Source organism: Bacillus sp. NEAU-Y102 (genome assembly GCF_054788175.1).
The window spans coordinates 219116-244549 of the sequence record NZ_JBTWFK010000005.1 but is presented as its reverse complement, the minus strand read 5'-3'; the positions used below and the strand labels follow the sequence as shown (position 1 = coordinate 244549).

General features: G+C 32.9%; 22 protein-coding genes. 21 read left to right on the top strand and 1 reads right to left on the bottom strand.

Annotated elements, in window-relative coordinates:
• Positions 1 to 68: 68 nt before the first annotated feature.
• From ACYFX0_RS15180 to ACYFX0_RS15120, 13 genes are all read left to right on the top strand, one after another.
• Positions 69 to 4739, top strand: coding sequence for a ring-infected erythrocyte surface antigen domain-containing protein (locus tag ACYFX0_RS15180; RefSeq protein WP_016098070.1), 4671 nt, complete (start codon positions 69 to 71; stop codon positions 4737 to 4739).
• Between the two features lie 13 nt (positions 4740 to 4752).
• Positions 4753 to 5874, top strand: coding sequence for a hypothetical protein (locus ACYFX0_RS15175; protein ID WP_000022192.1), 1122 nt, complete (start codon positions 4753 to 4755; stop codon positions 5872 to 5874).
• 11 nt (positions 5875 to 5885) lie between these two features.
• On the top strand, positions 5886 to 6617 hold the full coding sequence (locus tag ACYFX0_RS15170) for a hypothetical protein (protein WP_000537241.1): 732 nt from the start codon (positions 5886 to 5888) through the stop codon (positions 6615 to 6617).
• Between the two features lie 78 nt (positions 6618 to 6695).
• Positions 6696 to 7139 (top strand): hypothetical protein, encoded by a 444-nt coding sequence (locus ACYFX0_RS15165; protein WP_000345538.1) that lies wholly within the window; start codon positions 6696 to 6698, stop codon positions 7137 to 7139.
• Between the two features lie 75 nt (positions 7140 to 7214).
• The gene (locus ACYFX0_RS15160) at positions 7215 to 7706 is read left to right on the top strand and encodes a hypothetical protein (RefSeq protein WP_001111327.1); all 492 of its coding nucleotides are present in this window, start codon (positions 7215 to 7217) and stop codon (positions 7704 to 7706) included.
• A 40-nt stretch (positions 7707 to 7746) separates the two neighbouring features.
• Positions 7747 to 8358 (top strand): hypothetical protein, encoded by a 612-nt coding sequence (locus ACYFX0_RS15155; protein ID WP_000602965.1) that lies wholly within the window; start codon positions 7747 to 7749, stop codon positions 8356 to 8358.
• Entirely contained in the window at positions 8343 to 11231 is a 2889-nt protein-coding gene (locus ACYFX0_RS15150; RefSeq protein WP_000350106.1) for a fibroblast growth factor, read from the top strand. The genes ACYFX0_RS15155 and ACYFX0_RS15150 overlap by 16 nt, the downstream gene beginning before the upstream one ends.
• 42 nt (positions 11232 to 11273) lie before the next feature.
• Positions 11274 to 15629 carry a DNRLRE domain-containing protein gene (locus ACYFX0_RS15145; RefSeq protein WP_000331177.1) on the top strand — a complete coding sequence of 1452 codons (4356 nt, stop codon included), beginning with the start codon at positions 11274 to 11276 and terminating at the stop codon, positions 15627 to 15629.
• A gap of 569 nt (positions 15630 to 16198) precedes the next feature.
• On the top strand, positions 16199 to 16567 hold the full coding sequence (locus tag ACYFX0_RS15140; protein ID WP_001125914.1) for a hypothetical protein: 369 nt from the start codon (positions 16199 to 16201) through the stop codon (positions 16565 to 16567).
• Entirely contained in the window at positions 16567 to 16944 is a 378-nt protein-coding gene (locus tag ACYFX0_RS15135; protein ID WP_000655296.1) for a hypothetical protein, read from the top strand. Before ACYFX0_RS15140 ends, ACYFX0_RS15135 begins: the two co-directional genes overlap by 1 nt.
• 199 nt (positions 16945 to 17143) lie before the next feature.
• The gene (locus ACYFX0_RS15130) at positions 17144 to 18151 is read left to right on the top strand and encodes an N-acetylmuramoyl-L-alanine amidase (RefSeq protein ID WP_000505915.1); all 1008 of its coding nucleotides are present in this window, start codon (positions 17144 to 17146) and stop codon (positions 18149 to 18151) included.
• Positions 18152 to 18167: 16 nt separating this feature from the next.
• Positions 18168 to 18467 (top strand): hypothetical protein, encoded by a 300-nt coding sequence (locus ACYFX0_RS15125; protein ID WP_000998963.1) that lies wholly within the window; start codon positions 18168 to 18170, stop codon positions 18465 to 18467.
• A gap of 19 nt (positions 18468 to 18486) precedes the next feature.
• Positions 18487 to 19311, top strand: coding sequence for a GH25 family lysozyme (locus tag ACYFX0_RS15120; protein WP_106081359.1), 825 nt, complete (start codon positions 18487 to 18489; stop codon positions 19309 to 19311).
• Between the two features lie 123 nt (positions 19312 to 19434).
• Here the strand turns inward: ACYFX0_RS15120 and ACYFX0_RS15115 are convergent, their stop codons facing one another.
• Positions 19435 to 20400, bottom strand: a complete 966-nt coding sequence (locus ACYFX0_RS15115; protein WP_001140068.1) for a sigma-70 family RNA polymerase sigma factor — start codon at positions 20398 to 20400, stop codon at positions 19435 to 19437.
• Positions 20401 to 20902: 502 nt separating this feature from the next.
• Here ACYFX0_RS15115 and ACYFX0_RS15110 point away from each other — a divergent pair.
• From ACYFX0_RS15110 to ACYFX0_RS15075, 8 genes are all read left to right on the top strand, one after another.
• Positions 20903 to 21574 (top strand): hypothetical protein, encoded by a 672-nt coding sequence (locus ACYFX0_RS15110; RefSeq protein WP_001229378.1) that lies wholly within the window; start codon positions 20903 to 20905, stop codon positions 21572 to 21574.
• A 142-nt stretch (positions 21575 to 21716) separates the two neighbouring features.
• A complete protein-coding gene (locus tag ACYFX0_RS15105) occupies positions 21717 to 22088 on the top strand; it encodes a hypothetical protein (protein ID WP_000700195.1) in 372 nt (123 codons plus the stop codon).
• A gap of 171 nt (positions 22089 to 22259) precedes the next feature.
• Complete coding sequence (locus tag ACYFX0_RS15100; RefSeq protein WP_001201727.1) at positions 22260 to 23285, top strand: hypothetical protein; 1026 nt, start codon at positions 22260 to 22262, stop codon at positions 23283 to 23285.
• 165 nt (positions 23286 to 23450) lie between these two features.
• A complete protein-coding gene (locus tag ACYFX0_RS15095) occupies positions 23451 to 24167 on the top strand; it encodes a hypothetical protein (RefSeq protein WP_000423569.1) in 717 nt (238 codons plus the stop codon).
• 51 nt (positions 24168 to 24218) lie between these two features.
• Positions 24219 to 24515: a hypothetical protein gene (locus tag ACYFX0_RS15090; protein ID WP_000926111.1), complete on the top strand. Its 297-nt coding sequence runs from the start codon at positions 24219 to 24221 to the stop codon at positions 24513 to 24515.
• A gap of 34 nt (positions 24516 to 24549) precedes the next feature.
• Complete coding sequence (locus ACYFX0_RS15085) at positions 24550 to 24774, top strand: DUF1653 domain-containing protein (protein ID WP_000369000.1); 225 nt, start codon at positions 24550 to 24552, stop codon at positions 24772 to 24774.
• A gap of 13 nt (positions 24775 to 24787) precedes the next feature.
• Positions 24788 to 24961 (top strand): hypothetical protein, encoded by a 174-nt coding sequence (locus ACYFX0_RS15080; RefSeq protein WP_000900867.1) that lies wholly within the window; start codon positions 24788 to 24790, stop codon positions 24959 to 24961.
• 106 nt (positions 24962 to 25067) lie between these two features.
• Positions 25068 to 25430, top strand: coding sequence for a thioredoxin family protein (locus ACYFX0_RS15075; protein WP_000461692.1), 363 nt, complete (start codon positions 25068 to 25070; stop codon positions 25428 to 25430).
• Positions 25431 to 25434: the final 4 nt, after the last annotated feature.

Genomic DNA, 25434 nt, shown 5'->3' with positions numbered 1-25434 from the left:
ACTAAGTCATGACTTGTACCGAATACTACGGTGCAAGTCTTACTTTGTCGAAAGGTGGGTGGTGGAAAATGAGTAACAGTAAGCATTATTTACTCAGTTTCACTACCCTTTTTTATAATAAAAAGGGATATGTATTCAGGTTCAATCGTCATCAAAATGTACCTAATCTAGATGTTGTCCCATTGGCTTTTGATCCTTGGAATAGGTATAGTGCGTTAGCTTTAGATGATATGAAAATGGGTACAAAAGTGAAACGAGCGGCTGGTGCGATGCACTCTGTATTAGCTGATTACAAAACTATATTTGAAGGCTCCAATTTAAATTTAGAAAAAGGTAGTCTTATTTATATAGCGGAGGTAGGAGAAGCATTAACTAGAGGGGATAAAAGTGCACGACAAGGGGATTTAATAGAAATAACAGAGAATAAGGATTTTTACGCTTATTTTGGAGAAGTTATTAGTCAAATTAATACAAATCTAGTTAAGAAACTAAACAAATATGACTTGAAATCTAGTAAAAAGTCGATGATTCATACAGAAACTCCATTTGAATATAAAAGTAGTAATAAGAGGGTTTATAGTGAAAGGAATTCTTATGATTTCGGCTTTTTGAAAGAGTTAATTGGAGAAAATATTAGTTTAGAACTACTCGAGTTATTACCGAGTTTTGGTCATAATCAAGTAAAAGAATTAGCAGATGTATTATTTAAAAGTGGGCAAATTAATACGGAAGAAAGATTGCTAACCTTACAATATGGCGAGAAAGTTGTAGAAATAGCAAAAGCCAATTTTTTAAAAGTGGTTTTGGATGCTCTCTATAGCCAATTGGATAAGGGGAACAAATTAAGTGAATTTGGGAAAGAGCCCAATAAGATTGAGAACTTTAAAGTTATTTTTACAAGTTATCCTGATGAAGGAATATTAAAAGGAAAAGATACACCAATTCAAGGCGTTCTGAATTTAGGAGATATAGGTGAATCCTATAAAGGAATTTTAGGTTTTCTACAAAAGCATGAAATGAGTAATGGAAATAAGCTGTTATCAAGTAAGGTTGCAAATACTGAAACAGGATCTTTAATTGCATTAGAAGGAAACGTTTCTCAGGATAGTAGAGGGAATTATCATTTATATGGATTAGTCCCATTTGATGTATATGAGGCGTATATTGAACCTAAAATTTACGAGGGTGTGTCTCATATAGCTACATTAAGTGAAGCGAGTGAAGTCTATAGATTAATGAATCAGAAAGCTTCATTAGATGAAACACGAAACGTACATGATGTAATTATTCAGGGTTTAGGTGCAGGTAAGAATATTTCAGACGGAAGAGTAGATTCAATGACAGTACCAAGGGCAAATGTGAATTATACTTTGAATGATTTTAGTCAGTACATTGGTAGTACCTCTTTCAAGTCTGTAAAACAGCTAATTCATAGAATGGAAGATAGTAAATCTTATCAGTATACGAAGAATAGTGAGAAATTTATCATTGCAGATAAGTATAAAAATGTTCAAAATAATTTATCAGGATTCGAATTAGGTCAGGTTTACCATTCTGGTTCTGAGTCACTGGATATGGAAAAAACACAAAGCAAATCATTTAAGTATGGATTTGAAGATTCAGTATTAAATAGTAATTTTAGTAGTCATTATCAAGCGAATGTTACTACTTTATTGGATAGCACAGAATTTATTCGTGAAGCAGAAAAGTTAAATCTACTTAGTGGAGATAGAAATTACCAAGTTGGTGAAAAGATTGTTATAAATTCCGGTGAAACATTCCAGATTCAAAATGGCCATTTGAATAATTTAGAGAATGGTGCTAATCGTTTTGCTTTTAAAGGGGAATTAATAGCTACAGAACAGGCCTTTAGCAATGAGGATATGATAGATGTTGAACTTAACGAGTTAAATACAATGCAAACTCACTCTTTATTAAAGGACGCTAAAATAGATGGTTTTTCTTCAAGTGTGTTGGAACAATGTGAAGATGTAGTGGTTACACATGTAGTAAAAAAGAGTGAAAAGAAAAAAACAAATGAAACAAAAATTGAACAAAATATTTCTGTTAAAAATAGTGTAGCTGATTATGAGATAACTATAGAAAATGAAATTAAGTATCATCTAGATAAAGAATTTGACACATTTATTTCAACAACTACCTTAAGTAATCAAAGAGAAATCGTAGTTGATATTTCGAATGACTATGGAGATTTTGGGGAGATAGAGAAGAATTTAGAACTTTATGTAGAAGAACAAAGTGTAGTAAATAAACCCGAAAAGAACATGGAAATTCAGCAAGACACACTAATCAATTCAAAACTTGAAAAGATATTTGAATCTTATATTCAAGATAGTAATGTAGTAAATCAATTGAAACAAGAAGAAATAAATTTAGTGAATTTTTTAGATGCTAAAAGTGAAAAGGTATTGAATACTGATGTATCAACCAACATGATAGCAGATGATATACAGAGAGAAGAAAAAGCTCATGTTGATAATCTAATTGGATTGGAATTAGAAAATATAGTTGAAACCTATATTCAAAATAACGATTCAGCAGCGCTTGCAGAACGAGAAGAAGAGCTCAATGAAATATATCTAATTGATGCTGTTCTAGATAATACAAGAGACTTGTATTTATTAGATAGTAGTAGAGCGAATCAAACTGATCATAAAGAACAGGTATATATTGAGAAGTTAGTTAGTTCGAAGCATGAAAAGATATTAGAAACGTATGTGCAAAGCGGTAATATGGCAGAACAAAATGAAATTAGAAAAGAAACGCTAGAGACGTATGCACAAAATATTAATAAAGCAAAACGAATGAACGAAGAAGAACTACATGTCGAGAAGCTACTAAGCACTAATTTTGAAAAAACGTTAGAAACGTATGCGCAAAGTGATGAGATAGCAGAACAAATTGAATACGAAGAAGAAACAGCTGTAGAAAAACTGTTAGGCATGAATCTGGAAGAAACGCTAGAAATGCATGTGCAAAGTATGGATAGATTGGATCAATTACAATGTGAAGAAGAACTACATGTCGATAAACCACTAAGTATGAATTTGGAGAAAACACTAGAAACGTATGTGCAAAGTGGTGAGATAGCAGAACAAATCGAAAGCGAAGAAGAAACAACAGTAGAGAAATTGTTAGGCATGAATCTGGAAGAAACGTTAGAAATGCATGTGCAAAGTATGGATAGATTAGACCAATTACAACGTGAAGAAGAACTGCATGTCGATAAACCGCTAAGCATGAATCTTGAAAAAACACTAGAAACGTATGTGCAAAATGGTGAGATAGCAGACCAAATTGAACGCAAAGAAGAATTACACGTCGATAAATTACTAGATATGAATCTGGAAGATACGCTAGAAGTGTATATGCAAAGTGACGATAGAGCATTTCAAAATCTTCGTGAAGAGGAAAATTACCTCATTAATCTAAGTACAGCAAAATCTGATGGGATAATTGATAGTGTTGTCTATAAGGAAAATACAATGTCAAATATGGCTGAAAAAGACAATGGTATTCTATTGGATTATGTATCAGAAGGTATAGTAGGAGAGACTTATGAAACGTTAATAGAAGAGGTAGAACCATTAATTATTCATAAAGAATATGAAACAATGATACAAGATGTAGAAAGCGCATTAAGTGGAAGTGAAATCCACGTTGCAGTAGAAAAAAAACATTTAGCTCATCTGTTTAACATATTTGATATTGAAATGAACAATCAAGTTCTAACCAATGTAGGGAAAGAAAAGGATGCTACCATTGAAGATACAGTTTCAGGTAATCAAACAAATGAAATTGGAGTTGTAGTTACTGATGGGGCTCTTATGAGTTTGGGGGATACTTATGAGTCAATTATTGATCCTACTATTAAAGGTGAAATGGGTGCAACTATAGACACTGTAGTTATAGATGCGAATTTAGCAGATCACCATGCATCAAATGAAGTGGATATTGCAACAATTGAATTCGTAAATAGTGGTAATGATAGAGAAACAACATTAGAAGAAATAGAGTTTGCAGGTTCAGAAAGTAATTTCGAAACTACTATAAATCACTATGATTTTGCGAGTAATAGTCAAGAAACAGATTCAATTATAAACAATAATGAAATGGCAATTTCGGGAATTCATGTAGATACAGAGGTGGAAGAAAGTACCTTAGCAGAATGTAATGTATTCTTAGATGTTATCCAAGAACAATTTGATAAAACAATATTACGTAAAAATAGAAAAATGACAATAGAAGATGAAATGCAAACAGAACAGGTAAATAAGAAGAAAATAAGGATTTTCCAAGAAGAAGAGGGAAGTTCAAGTAATGAAACTATAATGATACTGGATGAAGAAGAACAGATAAACATTAATTCTGCTTCAAATATCACAATAGATAGTGAAACTACAACGAAAAAATTAATATTAAATACAATGTCTATAGAAGATGATGAATTGTTAAATATTAATAAAGGAAATTATGGATTTATTGATGAAATTGATGAGGGAATGCATTCGAATTCAAATATAATTTCTATAGAAAATGAAGTGGATTTAAATATTGAAAGACAGCATGAAATGAATGTAATTGATGAAGATGATACAGGTATAGGATTACCTGAACCAGATAAGCCATGGGATGAAAAAGAAAAGGATAAAGTATGGCTCATTATGGGTAAACCATTCCCTGCATGGAATGGTTGGAATATCAAGAAGACGCGATAGGAGGAAGTTACTATTGAGCATTCATAGGGTTCAGACTGGACTTATTTTTGACGATAATTTTGAAACACTTGATTCACGTTGGATCGTATCCCCTACTGATTCTTATACGTACAGTGATTCTGATAAACAATTAGTACTTAAACACAACTCTACTGATAGAAGTACAAATGCTCTTTTTTCTCTGCCTCAAAATGAAGATGAATTGTTACTACAAGTGCATTCGAACTATACACCAAAATATTTGGGAGATGAAGGTGGTCTCGTTATTTGGAAGAATGCTCTTGAGAAAGTTGAGTTTTTGGAAAGTGAAGATAGCATTTATGAGAATACCTATAATATTTGGAGAACAGTAAAAAAACAAAATCTGTGGACCTTTTTTGCAGAGCGAGGAAATGCGTGGGAGCTATTTGACTCAACAATTTGTATCGATCCAGCTATGGCTGGAGTTATATTAAAAGGTACACCAAGAGATGGGTATACCCCCCTTATTGTAGAAAGGGTCATCTTGTGTAAAGGTACCAATATTAGTGTTGGTAATTTAAATAGTTTTTATAAAGTTGAGTTAATTGATTATGAAAGAAATATTGTAACTACTCAAATAGTTCCAGATGGATATTCAGGTATAGACATTGAATTACCTACCATTCCTTTTAAGGGGAAAATTAGAGTTTACGATAAGAGTGAGACTGGTGAGTATGTTTTAATAGATGAACAAAAAGAATACGCTGAAATGTACGGCGGAGATCTGTTTTTAAAAGGTACAAATTTAAAAGTCAAATGGAAAGGCCAAGAGTTAAGTGAAACAAAAGCTACACATTTAGGTGCACTGAAAAGTGACATAATTGAACAAAAATTGACTGTCTTAAACGATACTTCGGGAAATGTAGCGGAGAATATTGAAATTCAGATTGCTGTTTATAAAAAAGAGTTTGGCTGGGAATGGTGTGATCTTGCCACAGACAACAACGGTACTCCTAATCAATATGAAGATACAACAATACGTATAGGAACGTTACATGAAGGAGAATCAAAGGATTTTTGGGTGAGAATTGCTAGGGTCGATACAACCGATCCTGAAAAAATAAAACAACAGATGAGACCTTCACACTTCTTCTTGGAAATAAGAAACGAATAAGGGGTGGCTAAATGGGAACAAGAATGAAGCTCCATAGATATAGTCCTATCACAAAAGATTGGGATGAAATATTACACGTTGTTGATCAAGATTTCGTGAAAACATATGGTACATCAAATCCTATTTTACCAGTTGGTCATACTTATGAACCAAATAAAGGGTTATTAAAAGTGTATTATAATGGCCGGCGTTTACTAAGCGGAGTTGATTATATTGAGCTGGATGATTATCACATCCATTTAGGTGTAGGTTCAAAAAATGAAGAGCGTTCTATACAGCTACAAATTGGTGATGAGGTGTACATAGAAGTCTATAAAAACCAATATTGTAGTAGAGGGCAAGCTACTATTAGTGGAACGCAATTTTATGACTTACAAAAGGAAGTATATGATGCTCGGCAATTCAGAGAGAGTGATAAGCCTCATATTTCATTAGATGCACGTTTAGATGAAATACAACGCCAGTTAGAATTGGTGTACGGTGGAAATTCTAGTGTAGATATAGATTATGAATATAACGAAAGAGGTCAAATTATTCGTGAAATTATCACGGGAGATCATACTATTATTCGAGAGTTTACGTATTATGAGAACGAGGCACCTATGGTAAAGGGTGAATTGAAAACAGAGACTGTATATTATACAGATGGTCTTGGAAGTCTATCTCAACAGGTTACAAGGGAATTTTCATATGATCCTGCAACTAGAAGACTATTAAAGACAACAGTACGAGGGGATAGCTAAGTCTATCCCTTTGTTAATTTCCAATGGAAAGTTCTTATAATGACAGTGCATACCTCGATTTATAAGGAGGATAAATTTATGGATTTTATTGCTTACAATAGAGCACATCTCAATAACAGGCGTATACGGAAGCTTGACGATAAAGTGATGGTATTTGTTGTGCCATCTATTGTACAAGTAGGTATTGTTCGTACAGAATTACGTTTCCCTTATAAGGGAGAGTTAATTGATGCATATGTAACGTGCGGCACAATGGGAGAATCAAAAACGTGTATTGACATTGAAAGATGCAGTCAAAGTTCATATGATACAACACCTATTTGGCATAGCATTCTTGCTGATGAACTTGTTATTGATGGAAAGAGCAAATCTAATCGTACGTCCTCTACACCATATTCTTTTAAACCGTCACAACTAGCTGTTAATCGTGATGATCACTTTAGAATCAATATCAAAGAGGTAGGTAAGGGCGTAAAAGATATTACTGTAGAGTTGGTAGTTGAATTAGCTCTCGAAGAATAATAAATAATTCATCACAACTTTATAAAGAGATGTAGCGATAATTAAAGTGTAAATAAAAATTAGGAGGTCATTTATATGCCAGCACCACAAGTGAATTGGAGAAAACAAGACAACTCAGGAGCTGTACCGTCTTGGAATATTGGGACCATTGATGCAGGAACACCTTCCTCTGATTTTGGAGTATTAATTTGGAATAACTTTGCGGGAACAACAGATTTATCTACTATGACAAACTGTACTATTACGACAAAAGATAGTGCAGGTGGTAATACGGGTGAGTTAGTAACAAATAAATGGGTTGAGGTGACTGTTGCATCGGCAGCTGAAACTGGTCGTACACCTATTGGAGGTAATTCTACTCATCCAATCCAAGCAGGAGGAAATTCAACGAATACTGATGGTACGTTTTCTCCAAATGCAAATGAAATTTTAGGTGTTAAAAATGATGGTAATAAAACTAGTGCAAAAGGTAACTATGCAGAAGTTATCCTTCGTGCCAATGTTCCAGGTAACGCGACAGCAGGAAACGTAGCATTCTTAACACGTGTTGCATATCAGTACGTATAAAAAATAGTTACTTCAATGCAATGAGGTAGGGGGAAGCAAATTGATTTTACAAAATGATAAATATACACATTCTCCTGTGGCACAGGATTTTATCTGGGTGGCTGAGTATCCTGACGGTACTCATCTCCCAGAATTTGATTTTAATACAAAAGAAGAGAATAGCTTTTATAAGATTGATAGAAATAAGCTTTTCCGATTCGGATTAATTGGTCATGGTAATAAAATTTATTTTGAACGTGATGGTATTTTCAGTATAGCAGGTCATCGCATTCAGTTCTTTTATGAGTTTGATGGAAAAACTATACCTTTAAATGGCGATTTTAAGTATGACATTAACGATATTATCACATTTAAAGATGCAGAAGCATCAGGACTTGTGGCTGGTTTTCAGGGAAACGGAATGCTATCGAACCGCATCACTCATTACAGCTTGGGGTATAAAACGAATATTAATGTAGAAGGTATTAACTTTCATTTTAAACCCATTGTAAAACTTCCACTTAACCAACCTGCCATGATTAATTTACGAATGGTAGCTGATCAGAAATTAGATGGAAAAGTGATTATAGTAAATAATGGACGAGTAGCTTTTGAAACTAAAGCGCCTCTTGAACCTAATATAGGTGGTGAATTGAATTGGATCATTCAGTAAAGTTAACAAGAGAACAACTTCTAAATACCCTTTATGGTACATCTTATAACATGGATGGGAGTGTAGTAAAAGATACTGAAACGATTCGAAACTACACAATAGAAGTTATAGATAAGAAAGTTCACTTAAAAACATTTAATATACCAGTTCAAATCTTAGTAGAAAACGAATGGTGTGATATTGAGAGTGTAGTAAGTGATGAAGATTTAAGCCTAATATATTCAACATTTCAAGAAGTTCATCTGGACAGTGAAATAATTTTAGACACAGATGATCCAACAGGTATTTCTGTACGAAGTCGTGAACGAGTTCGTGATTTATCTAATTTAATTTCTGAAGCAGGTATAGATTTGCCGAGGGAATTTACTTGGGTAGACGGGGCATCAGAGACAAGTGGCGTTATTATTTTACCTCAAGATGATTATGATAAAGTATTTATTGCTACTGATCCGGATAAAGATGGAAACCCTTTAATTGTCTTTATTGAACAAAAAACAGAAAAAAATCAAGAAAGACCATACTTTTTAAAAGAAAAAGGTAAGACATATATATATGTTGACCATTTCTCTGGTGGAGGGGGAACACAATCTAGTCCCTATTTAGTTGAGGATGAAAAGGATTTACATAATGTCCGAAGTAACTTAGGTGCTTACTACACGCAAACAAAGGATATTATTATGACTAGTTATCAAACTGGTTCTGGTTTTGCTCCAATTACTAGCTTTAAAGGTTACTATGATGGTGCGGGATATGATATTAAAGATTTATATATTAATCGTACCCAATCTAATGTGGGTTTGTTTGGTGAACAAACCGGGGGGACTATTAAGCGTGTTCGATTAGTTAATGTAAATATTGTGGCCAACGGATCAATGGTAGGTGCTTTAGTAGGAAAGTCTGATGGAGATGTTGAGGATTGTGCCGTAATTTCGGGAACAGTTAAAAATGAGGGGAGCTCTGCTCAATATACAGGTGGCTTAGTTGGTTACCAAAATGCAGGGAGAATTGTAAGAAGCTATAGTCATGCGGATGTGATGTCTTCAGGTAATAACTGTGGTGGTTTTTTAGGAATTGTTAATGGTGGATCTGTATCTCAATGTTTCTCAACAGGTTCTGTTACTGATTTAACAGTTGCTAAAAACGCTTCGTATCATGGGGGGTTTGTAGGTTCAGGAAGTGTATCCTATTGCTACTACAATCTTACAAAACAAGGCGGAGTAGCTAAAGGTGGGGGCACTGCACTTAATGAAGCAGACATGAAAAAAGCTTCTTCATACTCGTTTGATTATCAGAATTATTGGCATATTGGTGATTATAAAGTAAATAGAGGATATCCTGAGAATAGAAAATTTATTAAGTTTAAAAAGGGTAAAGGAATTTCAGAGGACCCGTTCCTCATTTATAATCAATTTGATTTAGAACAAGTCCGTCATTTCGCGGACAAACATTTTCGTATGGAAAATGATATTATACTGAACTATCCTAAGTCGGGTTCTGGTTGGCTACCAATTGGAATGGGGATGAGTAATTATGATAATGGCTGGTGGGCTAATGTTTTTGAAGGTACTTTTGATGGAAATAATAAGGCTATAGGTAACCTTTATATGTATAGGCGTTCAGCAAGTAATGTTGGGCTATTTTATCAATTATCTGGTTCTGCTATTATAAAAAATCTTATTATTATTGATGTTGACATGGAAGTTGGAAATGAATCGGGAATTGTGGTAGGGAAAATGTCCGGTTCTTCTAAATTACTTAATGTAAGTGTAAAGATGTTTAACACATTTAATTATAAAGTCTTTGCTAAAGCAGGAAACGGAAACGGATCAGGAGGAATGGTGGGCACTATGGGTAACGATACCACTATTGAAAACTGTCTTTTCGATGCACCTATGCAGCAACAAAGTGGATATTTTGGAGGAATTGTTGGAACTACAGATAGGACAGCTTTAATTTCAAAATGTACAGTATCAGGTATCTTTGATCAAGTTTCCGGATATATGGGAGGAATTGTTGGTAATATTCCTTATATCTCCTATTACAGTAAATCTAGTCAAAGTATCAAAATACAAGATTGTGTTGTTCACGCTAATATGGCGAATGCATCTAATAATTCGGGTATTATTGGTGGAATTCATTGCAGAAAAGAACAATATTATAATACTAATACATCAGGTCAATCTGGAGTATGGGGAGTAACAATTTCTAGAGTTATTATCACAGGCTATGCTAGAGCGTCAACTTTATCGTTTTGGACATGGGATTCTAACTATGGAGAAAATCCATCTCCTGGATATTTCATCAATGGATGGATTCTTGATAATAGTTTCTTTAATAGAAATAAAACTAATGCAGGCTCTTATAATACACTTGATGCCAAATATACACCAGAAATTCGACATCCTTCCACCTACGGTGCCTATGACTTTGTGAATATTTGGGCATTCGATGAAAAAAATCGAGATGGGGATCCCGTATTAATAAAACACATCCCACCAAAACTTCCGATTTTAGGTTTTAGAAATGAAATAGGCCTGTATTATACGGATGAAGCTGGTAATATTTTACGATATTTAGAATATGGAACTTTGGTAGCGGGTAGTACCTCTGAGGCTTATCCAGTATGGTTGCAGAATAATGCTGATTTTCCTGTTAAAGATATGAAAGTTTGGGTCGATCCACATACAGTTAAACCTGGAATTACAGTCCAATTAAGTTTATCAAATAATCCTTTTGTACCTGTAGATGAAATACCTTTCCCTGGAACTATACCTATTGGAGATGCTAGACAGTTTTATATTAGGTTCTTGTCCGAAGTTACAGTAACAGAGGGTGGTACATTTGATATGAAGGCAAAAGCAAGTCCTGCTTAATGAGCTTTTCATCTCAATACAATGGGATTGGACGTGATTAGAATGGCTTATCCGTTAAAGGGACTGACTTTACATTTACACTCTGCGTTAGCTAACCAAGGTTACTCACAGGGTGTAAATACATCCCCTGTTAATTCTTGGTTTGATTTAGCAAGAAAAGGGCATAACGGAAGTTTGATAAGTTTTAACTTCTCGCAAGATAAGACTTGGACAGGTATGAATATACCTACGGATCCTTATTCGCTTTACTTTAACGGCCTTAACAATCACGTGGTAATCCCTAATCATTTGGAATTACTGCCAATAGACTCAGGTTTTACTTTTGAAACTTGGGTCAAACCAGTTAAGTCAGGTTATGTGGCATCTTATGGTGCGGGAAGTGAACGAGGGTTTTCACTTTATTTTGACTTAGATACTCGTGAAATTCGGGTTCAAATAACAACAGAAACAAAGAAAATGTCTTTTGTTTTTGCTGAAGTTAACGTAAAGGCTTGGCAACATGTAACTTTACTGTATGACGGGGAACGTTTATGGGGTATGATCAATGCAGCTCCGCAGGGATTTAGCTTACCTGTATTGGGGGAATACGTTAATACAACAGCCCCATTAGTATTAGGTAAATCATCAACAGCAAATAATAGTTATTTTGAAGGAAATATAGCAACTTTTAGAATATATCAAAGGGCACTTAGTTGGGATGAGGTAACGAATAGTTACAATGCAGGTTTTCTTATTACCGACAATAAAAGTGAACTATCTTCTAAGGGATTAGTATTATGGCGTGATGAGATAGAAGCTACCTTAAATGTAAGCATAATGTCGCGAGCAATAGCGAAATATGAGACAGCCAAAGTAGATAGTCAAAATTTAAAAGGCTTCATAGATATTATGAAACCTGAAGATATGATAAGTTCTATTATAATTAATCCAAGTATTAGAATAGCCGCTAACTATGAGATTGATAAATTTGGAGAAGAAGATTTAGTTGCTACAATTAGTGTCACACATTTCCAAAAAGATTTAAGATGTACATTGAATATCAATCCTATCAGTTATATGCGTTCTGAATATAATATGGAGGGTTATGGATCTAGCGATTTTAAATCAGAAATTAGAGTATGTACACATAACAATCTATTTTCCAATATATCTATTAACCCTTATGCCAAATTAGTAGGCCATTATGAGATTGATGAACAATATATTTCAAGTTTACTTTCTGAAGTAAATGTATTGACGTATCCTGCACATTTAAAATCAAACATTATAGTGAATATGAAAGAAATTCATTTGTCTGCTAAGTATGAAACGGACAAAGCTTCATATCATGATTTTAAAGGTGCCATTTCTGTAACATATTTTAAAGATTTACCTTCCAATATTGGAGTTAATATAAATGTAGATAGATTAGTAAGGGCTACATACTTTACTGAGCCTTCGTATTATAGTGATCTTTATTCCGAGATTTTTGTAATGGGTACGAATAACTTGGAATCAAGTATACACATCTCTACTAATTCATATATAAGAGCAACCTATGGAGTAGATGGTATTACCATTAGAGATTTCCTTGCAAATCTTACTGTAAGAGCTGTACAGGAACTTCCCTCTACTATTAACGTAACGACCCGTTCATCCATGAGAGCACAGTATGGTATGTCTGGGATTATCATAGATGATTTGGTTTCAAAAATTACTATTACTAGTCTTTCAGAGCTCGATGGTACCTTAACGGTAGCTGTAAAAGGAATAATGTCTGCCAGCTATGAAATTTCGCCAATCTTTATAGCAGATTTACCTATGGATTTAGGGATTAAAGAGTGGAATGAATTATATGGAGACATGTTCATTAATTTGAAAAACAGTATGATGGCTACCTATGAAATAGCGCCTATTTATTTTGAGTGGTTATCATCTAAGTTATCGATTAGAGTAACTGAAAATTTACAATGTAAATTGTTTGTCTCTAAGCCATTCGTATTAAGGGCTAGTTATGGCATGATGGAAAGGCCAAAGTTTAATATGAAACTGTATCCGAATAAGGATGCATTTATTCGTGAATTTTTCCCGAAATTAAACTATGGTTCAGAAACACAGATGTATATAGGTAGGACTGGATCACCGTTTCCTGAGAAATATCGTTCCCTTGTGGGATTTGATATTTCAACAATACCTACAGTAAATACTGAAATAGGTAAAGCTATTTTACGACTGTATTATGATGGGAGAGGACAAGGTTCTCAGTCTGTTCAGGTCATTGAAAGTAATAGTCAATGGAATGAAACAGGTGTAACGTGGGCTAACCAACCTCAAGCTGCAATAGATGGATTTTCTGTAACTAGAGTAATAGGTGGAGCAGCTGGATACGTAGAGTTTGATGTTACGCAGTTAGTTAAGCAGTGGCATATATATGAAAAACCTAACCTTGGTTTCTTAGTGCGGGCAGTAGAAGAGTCCGAAAATTTATCTAGAGGATTTTATACAAAAGAAGCAATCGAGCGAAGACCAGAGTTAGAAGTTACATACTATGACATGCAGATATATTCTGATGATCATGCGTATATTTCAGCAGAAATCACAATTATTCAGAATAAGGTAAAAGATTTAATTGGTAACATTCTTGTTAGAGATAATAAAGGATTTGGTAATCTATCATCTAGTTTATATGTTCATCAACCTAGGGAGTTAGAATCCCGAATTTGGATTAACCATCCACAAATTATAGGTAGTATTGTATCTAGACAAAAAGATTTTAGTGAAATTCTTGCAAAAATAGCTATTAAAACAATAGGTGCATCTGACCTTGATGGTTATATTCGTGCCAATGAAATAGAAAAACGTTCGAGTATTTATGTTCTTTATAGAAATGATTTGAGCACTAATATTACCGCTCGTGTATGGGGGAACCCTATAGTTAATGGTGGGCAAATAGCCTCTACTATGAGTATTACTGAAAATAATAAAGTCTCTAGTGTTTATGTTCTTTATAGGGATGATCTCATTTCTAATTTTGATATAAGAGTATGGTCTAATGATACTGACTTGCAAAATAATCTACTCATGGAATTTGAAATCACACGTAATTTTGAGTTGCCTGGTAGTTTAGATGTTAAAGAGCGAGTTGAATTAGATAGTACAATTGGAATTAGGGTTGAAGAATGTACGGATCAACATTCTGAAATGTACGTTAAGTATAGAATGGATTTAGAAGGTTATGGTAACATAGGAAATCCTAATTTAAAAACGTACATTAATGTTTGGGAGAAATCTTTATTAAATGGCCATGTAATTGCAAGACAAAATAATGAGAACAATCTTCCTGCGACTATTCATATTCCGCTAGGTGGGTGGGAGGAAATTCCTTCTTCGATTAATCTACGCATGATGTATGATGTTCCAGGTATTGTAACAGTAAACTCAGGTAATTTACAATCGTTTATTACGATTCCTATTAATGCGCAAAAAAATCTGGTTTCCATGTTAAATGCGCGAGTGAGAAGAAGCTCAGATTTAGACAGTATATTTGAAATAAATTCAGGTAACTTCTATTCAGAACTAACTGTAAGAGCTATAGGTCATATAGATTTTAGAGGTTATGTAAGAGTTAAACAAAATACTGAAGATAGGCTTCCGATTAAGGGGTATGTAAGGCCTTGGGTTAACTTGTTCTCTAGTATTACTGCTAGTAAGCCACGGTATAGAGATTTAGCCTCTTCTATTAGAATAAGACAAACTGGTGCAGTGATACTAGAAAACTCTATTGTAGTAAGAGTATGGGGTGACTCTTGGCTTGATGGCGGACAACTAGATGGAACAATAGCTATTCGAATATGGGATAACCAGAATCAAGAATCGAGTATTAGTATTAGACGAAGTGCTGAAATCGGATTAAATGGATTTATTCAAGCTAAACAAGTTAGTGATTTACCTTCCAAGATTGCCGCAAGACAAATTGCCTTAGCAGATTTAGCTTGTGAAATAGCTTGCTATGATCATTTTAATTTGTTCGGGAACGCTACTGTACGAGTATGGGGTGATTCTCAAACAGATGGTGGTTTACTTAATGGTAAAATTACCGTAAGACAGTCTTCGAATAGTAATCTTGTTGGTTTAGTTGAAGTATTTGAACATTACAGTGTAAATTCCACGGTTATTATAAGGCAGAGTGATAAGGAAGATTTAAGTAGTACAATTGCAGTAAGACGATCAGCTGCATATGATAAACTTGGAACAGTAGCTGTTAGACAGTCCGATAAAAGTGACTTACAAGCTTATAATTTCTTTGTAAGACAAAGTGATAAATCACAGATATCGGTAACAGCTTTAATTAAGCGTGTTAGCAATTTAGAGAGTAGTATTGAGGTCGTAACAGCATATCCATATGCCTATATAATGTAAAAGAGAAAAGTAGCCTACCATTTCACTGGGTAGGCTATTTTTTATGATTAAATTCTTATAATTTCTATTGAATAAGATAATAAATTTATAAATATATGAATCATATAAATTCTTATGATTTTGCTGTAAAAATCAATTTTCATTGTCTAAAGAACTTTCAATGGTCTAATTAAAGTAACTTTTCTTAACGTATTGTGTTGTAGATAGTGTTTCTCTAAGAAAAGTGTAATCTTTTTATTTTTGAGTAATGTTAGAGGGAATATATAAATCTTCTACTTAAATTGTTTAATAGCGTAAATATTTCCAATGTAGAAAGTTAGTTTTATGTATAGTGACATGAAATTTTTTTAACTATTCTATGTAAGAAGCTAGATAAGACTCAATGATAGAAAGTGATAACTGCCTTAAGTTATAAGGATAAATGAAATAGGAATACGTTTTATCTCTGACAATACATGGAGATAAAAATTTTGAGCGTATTTCATGTGTAACATCTCTTTACCTTGTAATAATTCACATTAGGTTATGTCTAAGGTAGGAGAATTTCTAAAAGTAGGAGGCTATTATATATGCCTAAACAGGGAAAATACAATCTTGTTGAAATTGGTTTGATCAGTATAGCACTGTGGTGGGCAGTTCTATTGTTATCTCCCATTGCTACATTTAAAAATTCTGTATACAGTACTATGGAGCAAGTTATGCCGGAACAGTTATGGGGCATGCAATGCTTATTTATATCTTTCTTCTTATTATATGGGGTGGCTACAGATAATAAGATTATTAGAAGTATTGGATTGTTAATTTCTATTGGATTTTGGACATTTGTTTCCGTTTCCTTATGGTTAAGTGATAGTGCTACAACAGGTACAAGTTATTTTGTTTGGGCACTTATGGCCGCAGGTCTCTATCTTAAGCTGATGAAAGTAGGTGACGGTTAATGAAAGATAGTTTAATTTCTGCAATTGCTTCTGTATTAGGCATGTTTATTACAGGAGGTTTTGGTTACTTAACTTCTAAGAACAAACCAACTTCTAACACCAGTATCGATACAAGTACAAACCGTCATTCTTTATCTGATGACGAAAGGCAGTTTCGAATTGAACTCAAAGATATGATGTTAACATATCAAAATCAGGTGAAAGAACTAACTCTAGAGGTTGCTAGATTAACAAAAGCGAACCTTCAATTAGAAGTACAAGTAAGACAATTAACGGCTCGTAATGAGAGTCTGGAAACGCAAGTGCATGAATTAACCACTGCGAATAGAGAATTAAAAGAAGAGGTACAAAGGAGACGCAATAGTATTACGGAATAAGGTGACTCATGGGAAATGCATTCAGAATAATTAGTTATTTCAAAGGCAAGGACTACCTCTATCTGTTTTTATATTAAATATATTTATTATTCTAAGTAAATGTTAAACCATAAAATATTCTCCTTATAATAATGCAAATCAAGTGTTGCAATACGAGATTGATGTTCTTCATTTTATTCAGGCATGAGGAGGTCTTGATGTGGGATTTAAGAAAAAATTTGAAATTGAAACGGATTATCTGGATGAAGGATCAACCAAGCGTCCTGGTAATCGCATTTATGTTCAATTTATTGTTGCGCATGATATAGAGCATCCAAACTTAACAGCAAGAGAAAGTGTAGATTATTATCAACGTACACAGAATCAATCAAATACTGCGGTACATTTTCTCGTAGATGATAAACAAATTATTGAGTGTATACCTGCTGTGACACATGAACCAGAATATGCCTTTCATGTAATTTATGATGTTAATACTAGTAATGCATTATATGATACATGTGCTAATAATTCTGCCATCGGAGTGGAATTATGCTACGGTGAAAAAATTGATAAGGTAGATTCGTATAAGCGCTATGTTTGGCTGCATGCTTATATTTGTTATAAGTTTGGACTAAATCCTCGCCGAGATATTATAGGGCATGATGTACTAGATTCTAAGCTAAGAAGTGATCCCACTAAAGGACTAGAATTTGTAGGTAAAAGCTTTAATCAATTCATTATGGATGTAGTAGACGAGTTTGAAAGTTGTACAAAGGACACCAATATGATAGCTAAACAGGTATCGGTCAAAAATGGAAAGTTATATACAATACGTGCAACTGATACGCTTCAGTCTTTAACCACACAATTTGGTATAAAAGCAGATTGTTTAAAAAAACTAAATCCAGAACTGGACATCCATGCATTGTATGAAGGACAAAGTATTTTAATCGAGTCAGGTTCACCTCAATTAGGCAAGAATTACATCAACTTAGAACTAGAAGAGTATATGAGGAGCCCTCCTGTTCGACCATATCCAGGAAAGCCTATAAAACGAGGCGATAGGGGACGGAATATAGAGGCGATTCAAAGAACATTAAAATTGAGTGTTGATGGCGTATTTGGTAAGGAAACAGAAGAAAAGGTTAAAGAGTATCAGCGTAATTCTAGTTTCTTATCTATTGATGGTGTAGTTGGTATGCAAACTTGGTATGCACTATTTTAAATTGGAGGAATAGAAAATGAATGACCTTTTACAGTCAATGCTAGAGAATGGAGCATTGTTAGTGATTTTAGCAATTCTAACAGAATCTCTTACAGAGATTCTAAAAAACATGATACCTAATAGAACTATTCAAGATCGTTTTACGTATCTGTTATCTATTTTTGTAGGTATTTCTTTAGCATTTGCTTTTAATTTAAACTTCTTTGACTTGAATGGATATGGAAAATATATATCCATTATATCTGCAGGATTATTGGCAAGTAGAGGAGCAAATTATGCGAATGGATTTTTGAAAAAATTTGATATTTTACGTTAAAAAAGGATGGGGTTAAAGTATGGGATATATTGTTGATATTTCAAAATGGAATGATAATATTAATTGGACTGTGGCGGCGAAAAATCTAGATCTTGCTATTTGTCGTGTGCAATATGGTTCATTGAAACGTGATAAATTGTATAATCAGCATGTGCAAAAATTAGAAGCATATGGCGTCCCGCATGCAGCATATGCTTATGGGTGTTATGTAAGTGTTAATGATGCAATTGTGGAAGCAAAAGATTTTATGGCACGAGTTAGTCCAAATGCTAGATTCTTAGTGTTAGATGTAGAAGATGATACACTCGCAAGTTGTGGACCAAGTAAATTAGCTGCAGCATCTCAAGCATTTATTGATACATGTAAAGCGGCAGGATGGAAAGTTGGTTTATATGTAAGCCATCATATGTATGAAAAATATGGGTTAAGTAATGTAAAAGCTGATTTTTTATGGGTTCCACGCTATGGCAATAAGCCGAAATATAGTTGTGATTTATGGCAATACGCAGACAATACAACAGGTGGGTATGTATCTGGAATTGGGAATTGTGATGTTAACCGTTTGAATGGTGACAAATCTCTTAAATGGTTCTTGGGAGAAGAGGAGAACAAAACGTTTTATCGTATCTACCTTGGTGACTTTAATACGTCTGAGTGGAAGGATGCCACAATGAATAGAGTAAAAGAAATTCTACCTGGTTATGGTTTGTGGGAGGAAAATTTAGGGGATGATAATTATCGAATTATTGTAGGAGATTTTAATACTAAATCATGGGTTGATGAAACATTTAATAAATTAAAATTAGCTCTTCCTAACTATGGTATGTGGATTCAAGAAATTTAATAAATAAGCGGATTCTTTATTTAAAGAATCTGCTTATTTTTATGTATAAATAAAATGATTTTTAAGAAGTTATATAGTTTGAATCTTCTGTAAATTAATGTTATATACTTTTTTAATTAAGTTTTATTGCGAGCAATCATTGCATTCAGATAGGTTTTGATCTAAGCGGCTTATAGCTTGTTGACGAATATAATATAAAACTCGAGAGCTATACTTGCTTATATTGTAACCACATACATCTAATAAATCTTTGAGTTGTTCTATATTCATTATACAGTTTAATTCGATCATTTCTTCTGCAATTAGTCCTATTTCACTTTCATATTTGGACAATCGTTTTGACTCAAAGTTGTTATCTAATTTATTCTTTATACGGTTTAAAGCACGATTAACTGTCATTGGATAGACATTTAATTTTTTTGCTATCTGTGAGTTATTGTTACCATCCATAATAAGGTTGATTACTTGAGTTTCAAATTCGGATAAATCGGAGTTTTTAAGTAGATTTTCTACATAGATTTTATCCATTACTTTACTTTCATAACCTATTGAGTAATCCTCGGGTTCAAAGCTTTCAAGTGAATTTAAAGAGGTTAATTCTGAAGCGAATCGAAGAACATTTTCAATGCGCTCTACAGTAACATCAAGTAATTTTGCTAATTCTTCAGCTTTTGGAAAATAACCTAGTTCATTTTCAACTTTCTCCATTTGTTTGAGTAGATCTACTGCACTTCGACTTAAGCGTACAAGTCTAGAATCATTATAGAGTAATTGGTTAACTTCCCATATAATTGGCCGATAAATATAAGTAGTAAACTTAATTCCTTTATTAAAATCAAAATCTCTAATTGCTGTAATAACAGCTATATAAGCATGTTGAAGTAACTCTTCTTCATCCACGTTAAATTTGTTTTTCAGGGATTCAATGCTTCCTTTATAGTGAGCAATGATTGAGAAGAGAAATTCTTTATTTTCATATAAAAGTTCAGAGAGTAAATCAGGATCCTCTTGGCAAGCTTTCAATAACACATTGTTATGTAAGTCAGGTAAATTATCTTTTCTAAGGTCAATATATCTTTGGGAAGGCACTTTAATTCACCCCAACTCTATTAACGAAGAAAAAACTGTTGGTTAATTTTAAGAAATAAGGTTGATGTAATGAATCAAAGTATGGGTCCCAATTTAAAGTATTTAGATTGAAATATAATGTCTTTAGTAACTTGTTTTTTGTCATTTTTAAATCCTCCTATTTGTTGAATCTGCATACTAACTGTCGTTATGAGAAGTTAATAGGTTGCGATGGAAAAAGTAGAATGATCTAAAACGGGAAGAAAATATAGATGTATTAAGTGAACAGATGGAGTCTACTTGTAAGTATGTAATTAGAGGTTAGAAAAAACTATTTTTATATTAGATTTTTAAAATCTAACAACTATTATTAGGGATATTTCGATAGCTACTATGAAAAAGGAGGAGTAATGATTCTGTTTTATTCAAACGAAATTTCAGTTAAACAAAACTAAAAGCAAAGAAAACTTTTTAAAGAGTAATAAAGCTGTTAAAAATTGGGTTTTCTTAGGAGGTGAAGAAAGTGGCATTGACTCCACATGGATATAGAATATATTGTGATAAAAAATTGGAGGATGTTATTTCTATTTTAGATGAAAACTTAGAAATTAAGATTGATGGAATAGTATACAATGTCATATTAAAGACAGGGGAATATAAAACTTATCATGAGCAATTTGAAAGTGAACTTCCTGAAATGATTACAACTATCTTTCAAGATAATAACATTCCTGTGTTTTGTAAATTAGGTGGGGTATATGATTTTTCTAATAATCGTACTGTATTAGTATTTGAGCACATGGATAAAAAGAAACATCATGATATTAATTTGATTGGCGGCTCAGCATACGATTTATTAATTGGAAAAGTATTAAATACGGAACCATTTGCAGATGGTACTTATTATAAATTTATGGAGATTCATAGCAATATTTTAGTGGTATACCCTGATATGTCACAAATACTGTCTACAATGTTAACAAGACAGTATGGAAGGTATACTCTTAGTGGAACAGCTATTATTAGAATGAGTATGTTTGAAGAGATAAAAAGTTCTATTTATGTAGCAAGTGCATCGCGATTAGAGGGAAGTATTTCAATTCGCAAATCAAGTAACTCTCATATTAAAGGAACTATATCAATACCTATAGATGCTTCTCATGATATTGGCTCGTTCTTAATTATTAGGAAATAAGTTCGCAACATTCTAGTAAAGTAAAACGACTATAAATATATAACTGTATGGGATAAATTCCATATCAAACTAATTAACCTATTGAAGATTTAGAGTAAGATCAGGTGTAGATGAAAGATTATAATCTAGGAGGTATTTAAATATGAAAATAAATAAATTTAATATTTCTGCGGTCTTTTATTTTAAAAGTGGAAATTCAAAGAAAGTTGATTGGTTGGAGGATAAATTAGTAAAAAAGTTAAAGAGTGAGACACAAGAATTAACTGAAGGTCTTAGCTTAGAGGAAGCAGATGTTTTTTTTCAAAGTAAGTTTAAGGAATGGCAAGAAAATGGTACTACTATAATTCGTAAAAATGCTAAAGGTGAAAATTCTATCATATCCTTTGCAGAAGTTGAATATATGACCATGTTAGTTAGCTTAGCTAAAGATCTCTCTCTAGATACAACTGAGTTGAATGAAGATGAATCTAAAGCAACAAGAAGTATTCAAGAACATCCTGCATTTAAAAAATAACAATGAATAAGGCAGCATCATTCAAAAAATATATATTTGAATATAGAGAACTTTCCTTTTGGGAAGTTAAACAATATGACTATACAAAAGGCTAGAATTATTCTACAAAAAATTAAATAAAAAATTTTGTAAATCCTTATAATGAATGCGATACAAGAGGGAGGATGAAATATGAGGGCAAAAGAAATTTTAACTAAGTTAGGCACTTTAGAGCAAAAGAGAGATGAGGTAAGTTCTGCATTAATTGAGACTTCCTATAGAGAAGCAAAGTTAGTTTTAGAGGACTCTCTAAAGAAGTACCAGAAGAAGGTGGATGCTTTTCTTAATACAGAATTCGAGCCTTTATCATCAACAGCTTTTCTAATGGTTTCCCACAAGCATTTAAATCTCAACACTGGTGATCAAGTTCAGTTGAATGTAGAAGCATTAACTAGTGATGGGATTACAAAGAATGTTACAGCTGAACTTCGTCCGGCTATGTTATTTAAAGATATAGATAATTTATATAATAATAAAGGTTTAATTACAGCGGTAGACATTAGTAATTATAAATTTGAAGAACGAACAGTTGAAATTGTAAAGACTACCAATGGTTTTGGTGTGGGTGATGATAGAGAAACACAAGGGTTACAAGTTATAGCAACGAATAAACGAAATGAATATCGAATTGTAAATTTAAAAGGTGACTATTTAGGGGTTACTTTCCAAACAGATGGTAAAGAAGAAGTTGGTGATAACTGGTTAATTTATGTATATTGGGCGAGTACAGGCACTACTTATTCTGTCAAAGATAAATATATAGCAAAGGTGAGCCCTGAAGGAATTGTAACAGGCCTTAGCGGAGGAACAACAGATATAGTCATTACAAATGGGGTGCATGAAGTATTTGTACCAATTACAGTCGTAGGAAATGAAGCTCCTGAACCACCAGCTATTACTTCTGTGGATAATATGGAAAGCGGAGTAGAAGTTAGATTTGATTATAGTACGTCACCTGATAGTGAGAGTTATAACATTTTTGTAAATGATGTATTAGTTTTAACAGGTGTTGAGCATTCACCTGCTAAATTAGATCATAACATTTTTAATGATAAAGTATCTGTAATTGAAATGACGGCAATTAATTTAGAGGGTAAAGAGTCTGAAAAATCTAATGCATTTCAATATAAACCATCAGATGAATTACCGACTACTTAAGATTTTTTAATGTGAATGTAGAAACATAGTACATTATTTTTCATAAGGAAGTACAGGTATTATAGCAAATTTAATATTTAAATTAGATATAGAAAAAACTCGCAACTAAATTGATATATATATCGACTACTATAATACCAGTACGAAATAGGAGAGGTAAACGATATGGAATTATCTAAGAAAATTAGTCGATTAGTACAGTTAATTCAAAGTGGCGAAAATTTGTCCATTAGTATCGATATTAATTCCGGACTTGCTAGAATTTGTGACATGGATTTTTCTATGGAAGAACAAAACAAAATTATTCATGGTCACATTGATAACACATGGTTAGTCCAATGGTTTAATTACTTGCAAAAGGCAATAAAAAAAGAGTTAGACCAAGGTGAAAATAATACCTTGAAACATGTAGATTTGCTTGGGGTACAACATTTGCAAGTAAGAGATAACAATGAGGAAAAAAGTCAATTGAATAAAAAGGCTAAGAATGCTTCTGAATCAAATTCTAATAATGAAGCAGATATGAGTAGAAATCTTTATATTGCCGAGCTGGAAAAGAACTATCGTAATATGGAGAATCGGCTTAAAAAAGCAGAAGATTATGTGGAATATTTAGTGAAACAACTAAATGTAAAAAATGTAACGGAGCAAAACTTACAGTATCCATTACATTTTTCTAATAGTAGCAGCAAAATAGAAAATGCAATGAAAGTTAAGAATAAAGAGATTCAAAATGTTATTGATGCAATGAAAGATATTGAGGTACCTTATGGATCGTTTATAAATCATCAAATTAACGAAGTGATTATAATTAAAATTCATAATGATTCAGGGATTAATTATATTGTATCAGGGGACTATGATTCAGCAATTTTAGTGTAGTTAATAAATGAGATTTAGAGGATATGATTTTAAGGTTGGTGATAATTTAATATGCTATTAAATACATTTACAACGGATCAGTGGAAAAAGCATAGAGAAAACCTCGCTAGTAAGTTAAAGGAGATACATATCGAGCATTCCATTAAACGAATGGTAAGATATGATTCCACTTCACTTGGTTTACAAGATTACCATCTTTCTTTGGTATTTGATATTGAAAAAGAACGTCTCTATATTTGCAATAAAGCATCTAAAAGAATGATTGAAAGTACTTCTATAAGACGTTTGCAGGAAATAGAAATGGTTTTAGTAAATTGGTTAAAAGAAATGAAGGAAATTATTAAATAAATTTATATGAGGATTATATTTAGGTTGAGGAGATATGGATAATAAAAAAGTTAAAATCTATAGATATTATAAGGGTGGAATTTATCTCGTTACTGGTAAGGGAAAACAAACAGGAACTGATGAAGAAATGGTAATTTATGAAGATGCTAAAGGAAATACTTGGATTGAACCTCAGAGTACTTTTATGGCGGATATTGAGGTATGCGGAGTAAAAGTTCCTCGCTTTGAGCATTTAGGTAATTTCTATAAAAGTAATTAAGGAGAGGGTTAATTTGTTAGGCAAGCGAAAATATATGGTTTCTGGTCATGATGCAGAAGGAAAATATGTAGAAAAAGAAGTTTGGGCTAGTTCTGCTCGTAATGCATTAAATATTTCTCAAGAGTGGAATGACGGTAATACATATACGGTAGCTCGTAAGGTTGGATGCGGCTGTGGGGGAAATTAAGTAGACATAAATGTATGCAAATATATAATTGTTTTATATTTATATACAGTATAAAGGATTTATTAGCGTCCTTCCTTATAAATACTTTACAGGAGGTAGGAATAAAATGTTTGAAATTAATACAGTTGAAGAATTTAAAGAAAAGATAGTAGAAGGGTTTGTTTTAGTTTATTTTTATACTACTTGGTGTGGCCCCTGTAAAATGATTACACAGGATATTAAGGAATTGTCAAAAGAAATTGACGATATTAAATTTATTCAAGTTAACGCTGATCAATTTTTAGATATCACTAAATTGTGTGAAGTTAGTACGATTCCAACGCTTCTGTTTATGAAAGATGGTAAAAATATTGAAAAAAAAGTTGGATTTACTCCTAAGCAAGAAATTCAGGAGTTTATTGAGGCTAGTAAATTAGCAAGCCAAATGGAGGCTGAAGAGGAAGTATTAGAAAAAGATGCCTTAAATTGAGAAG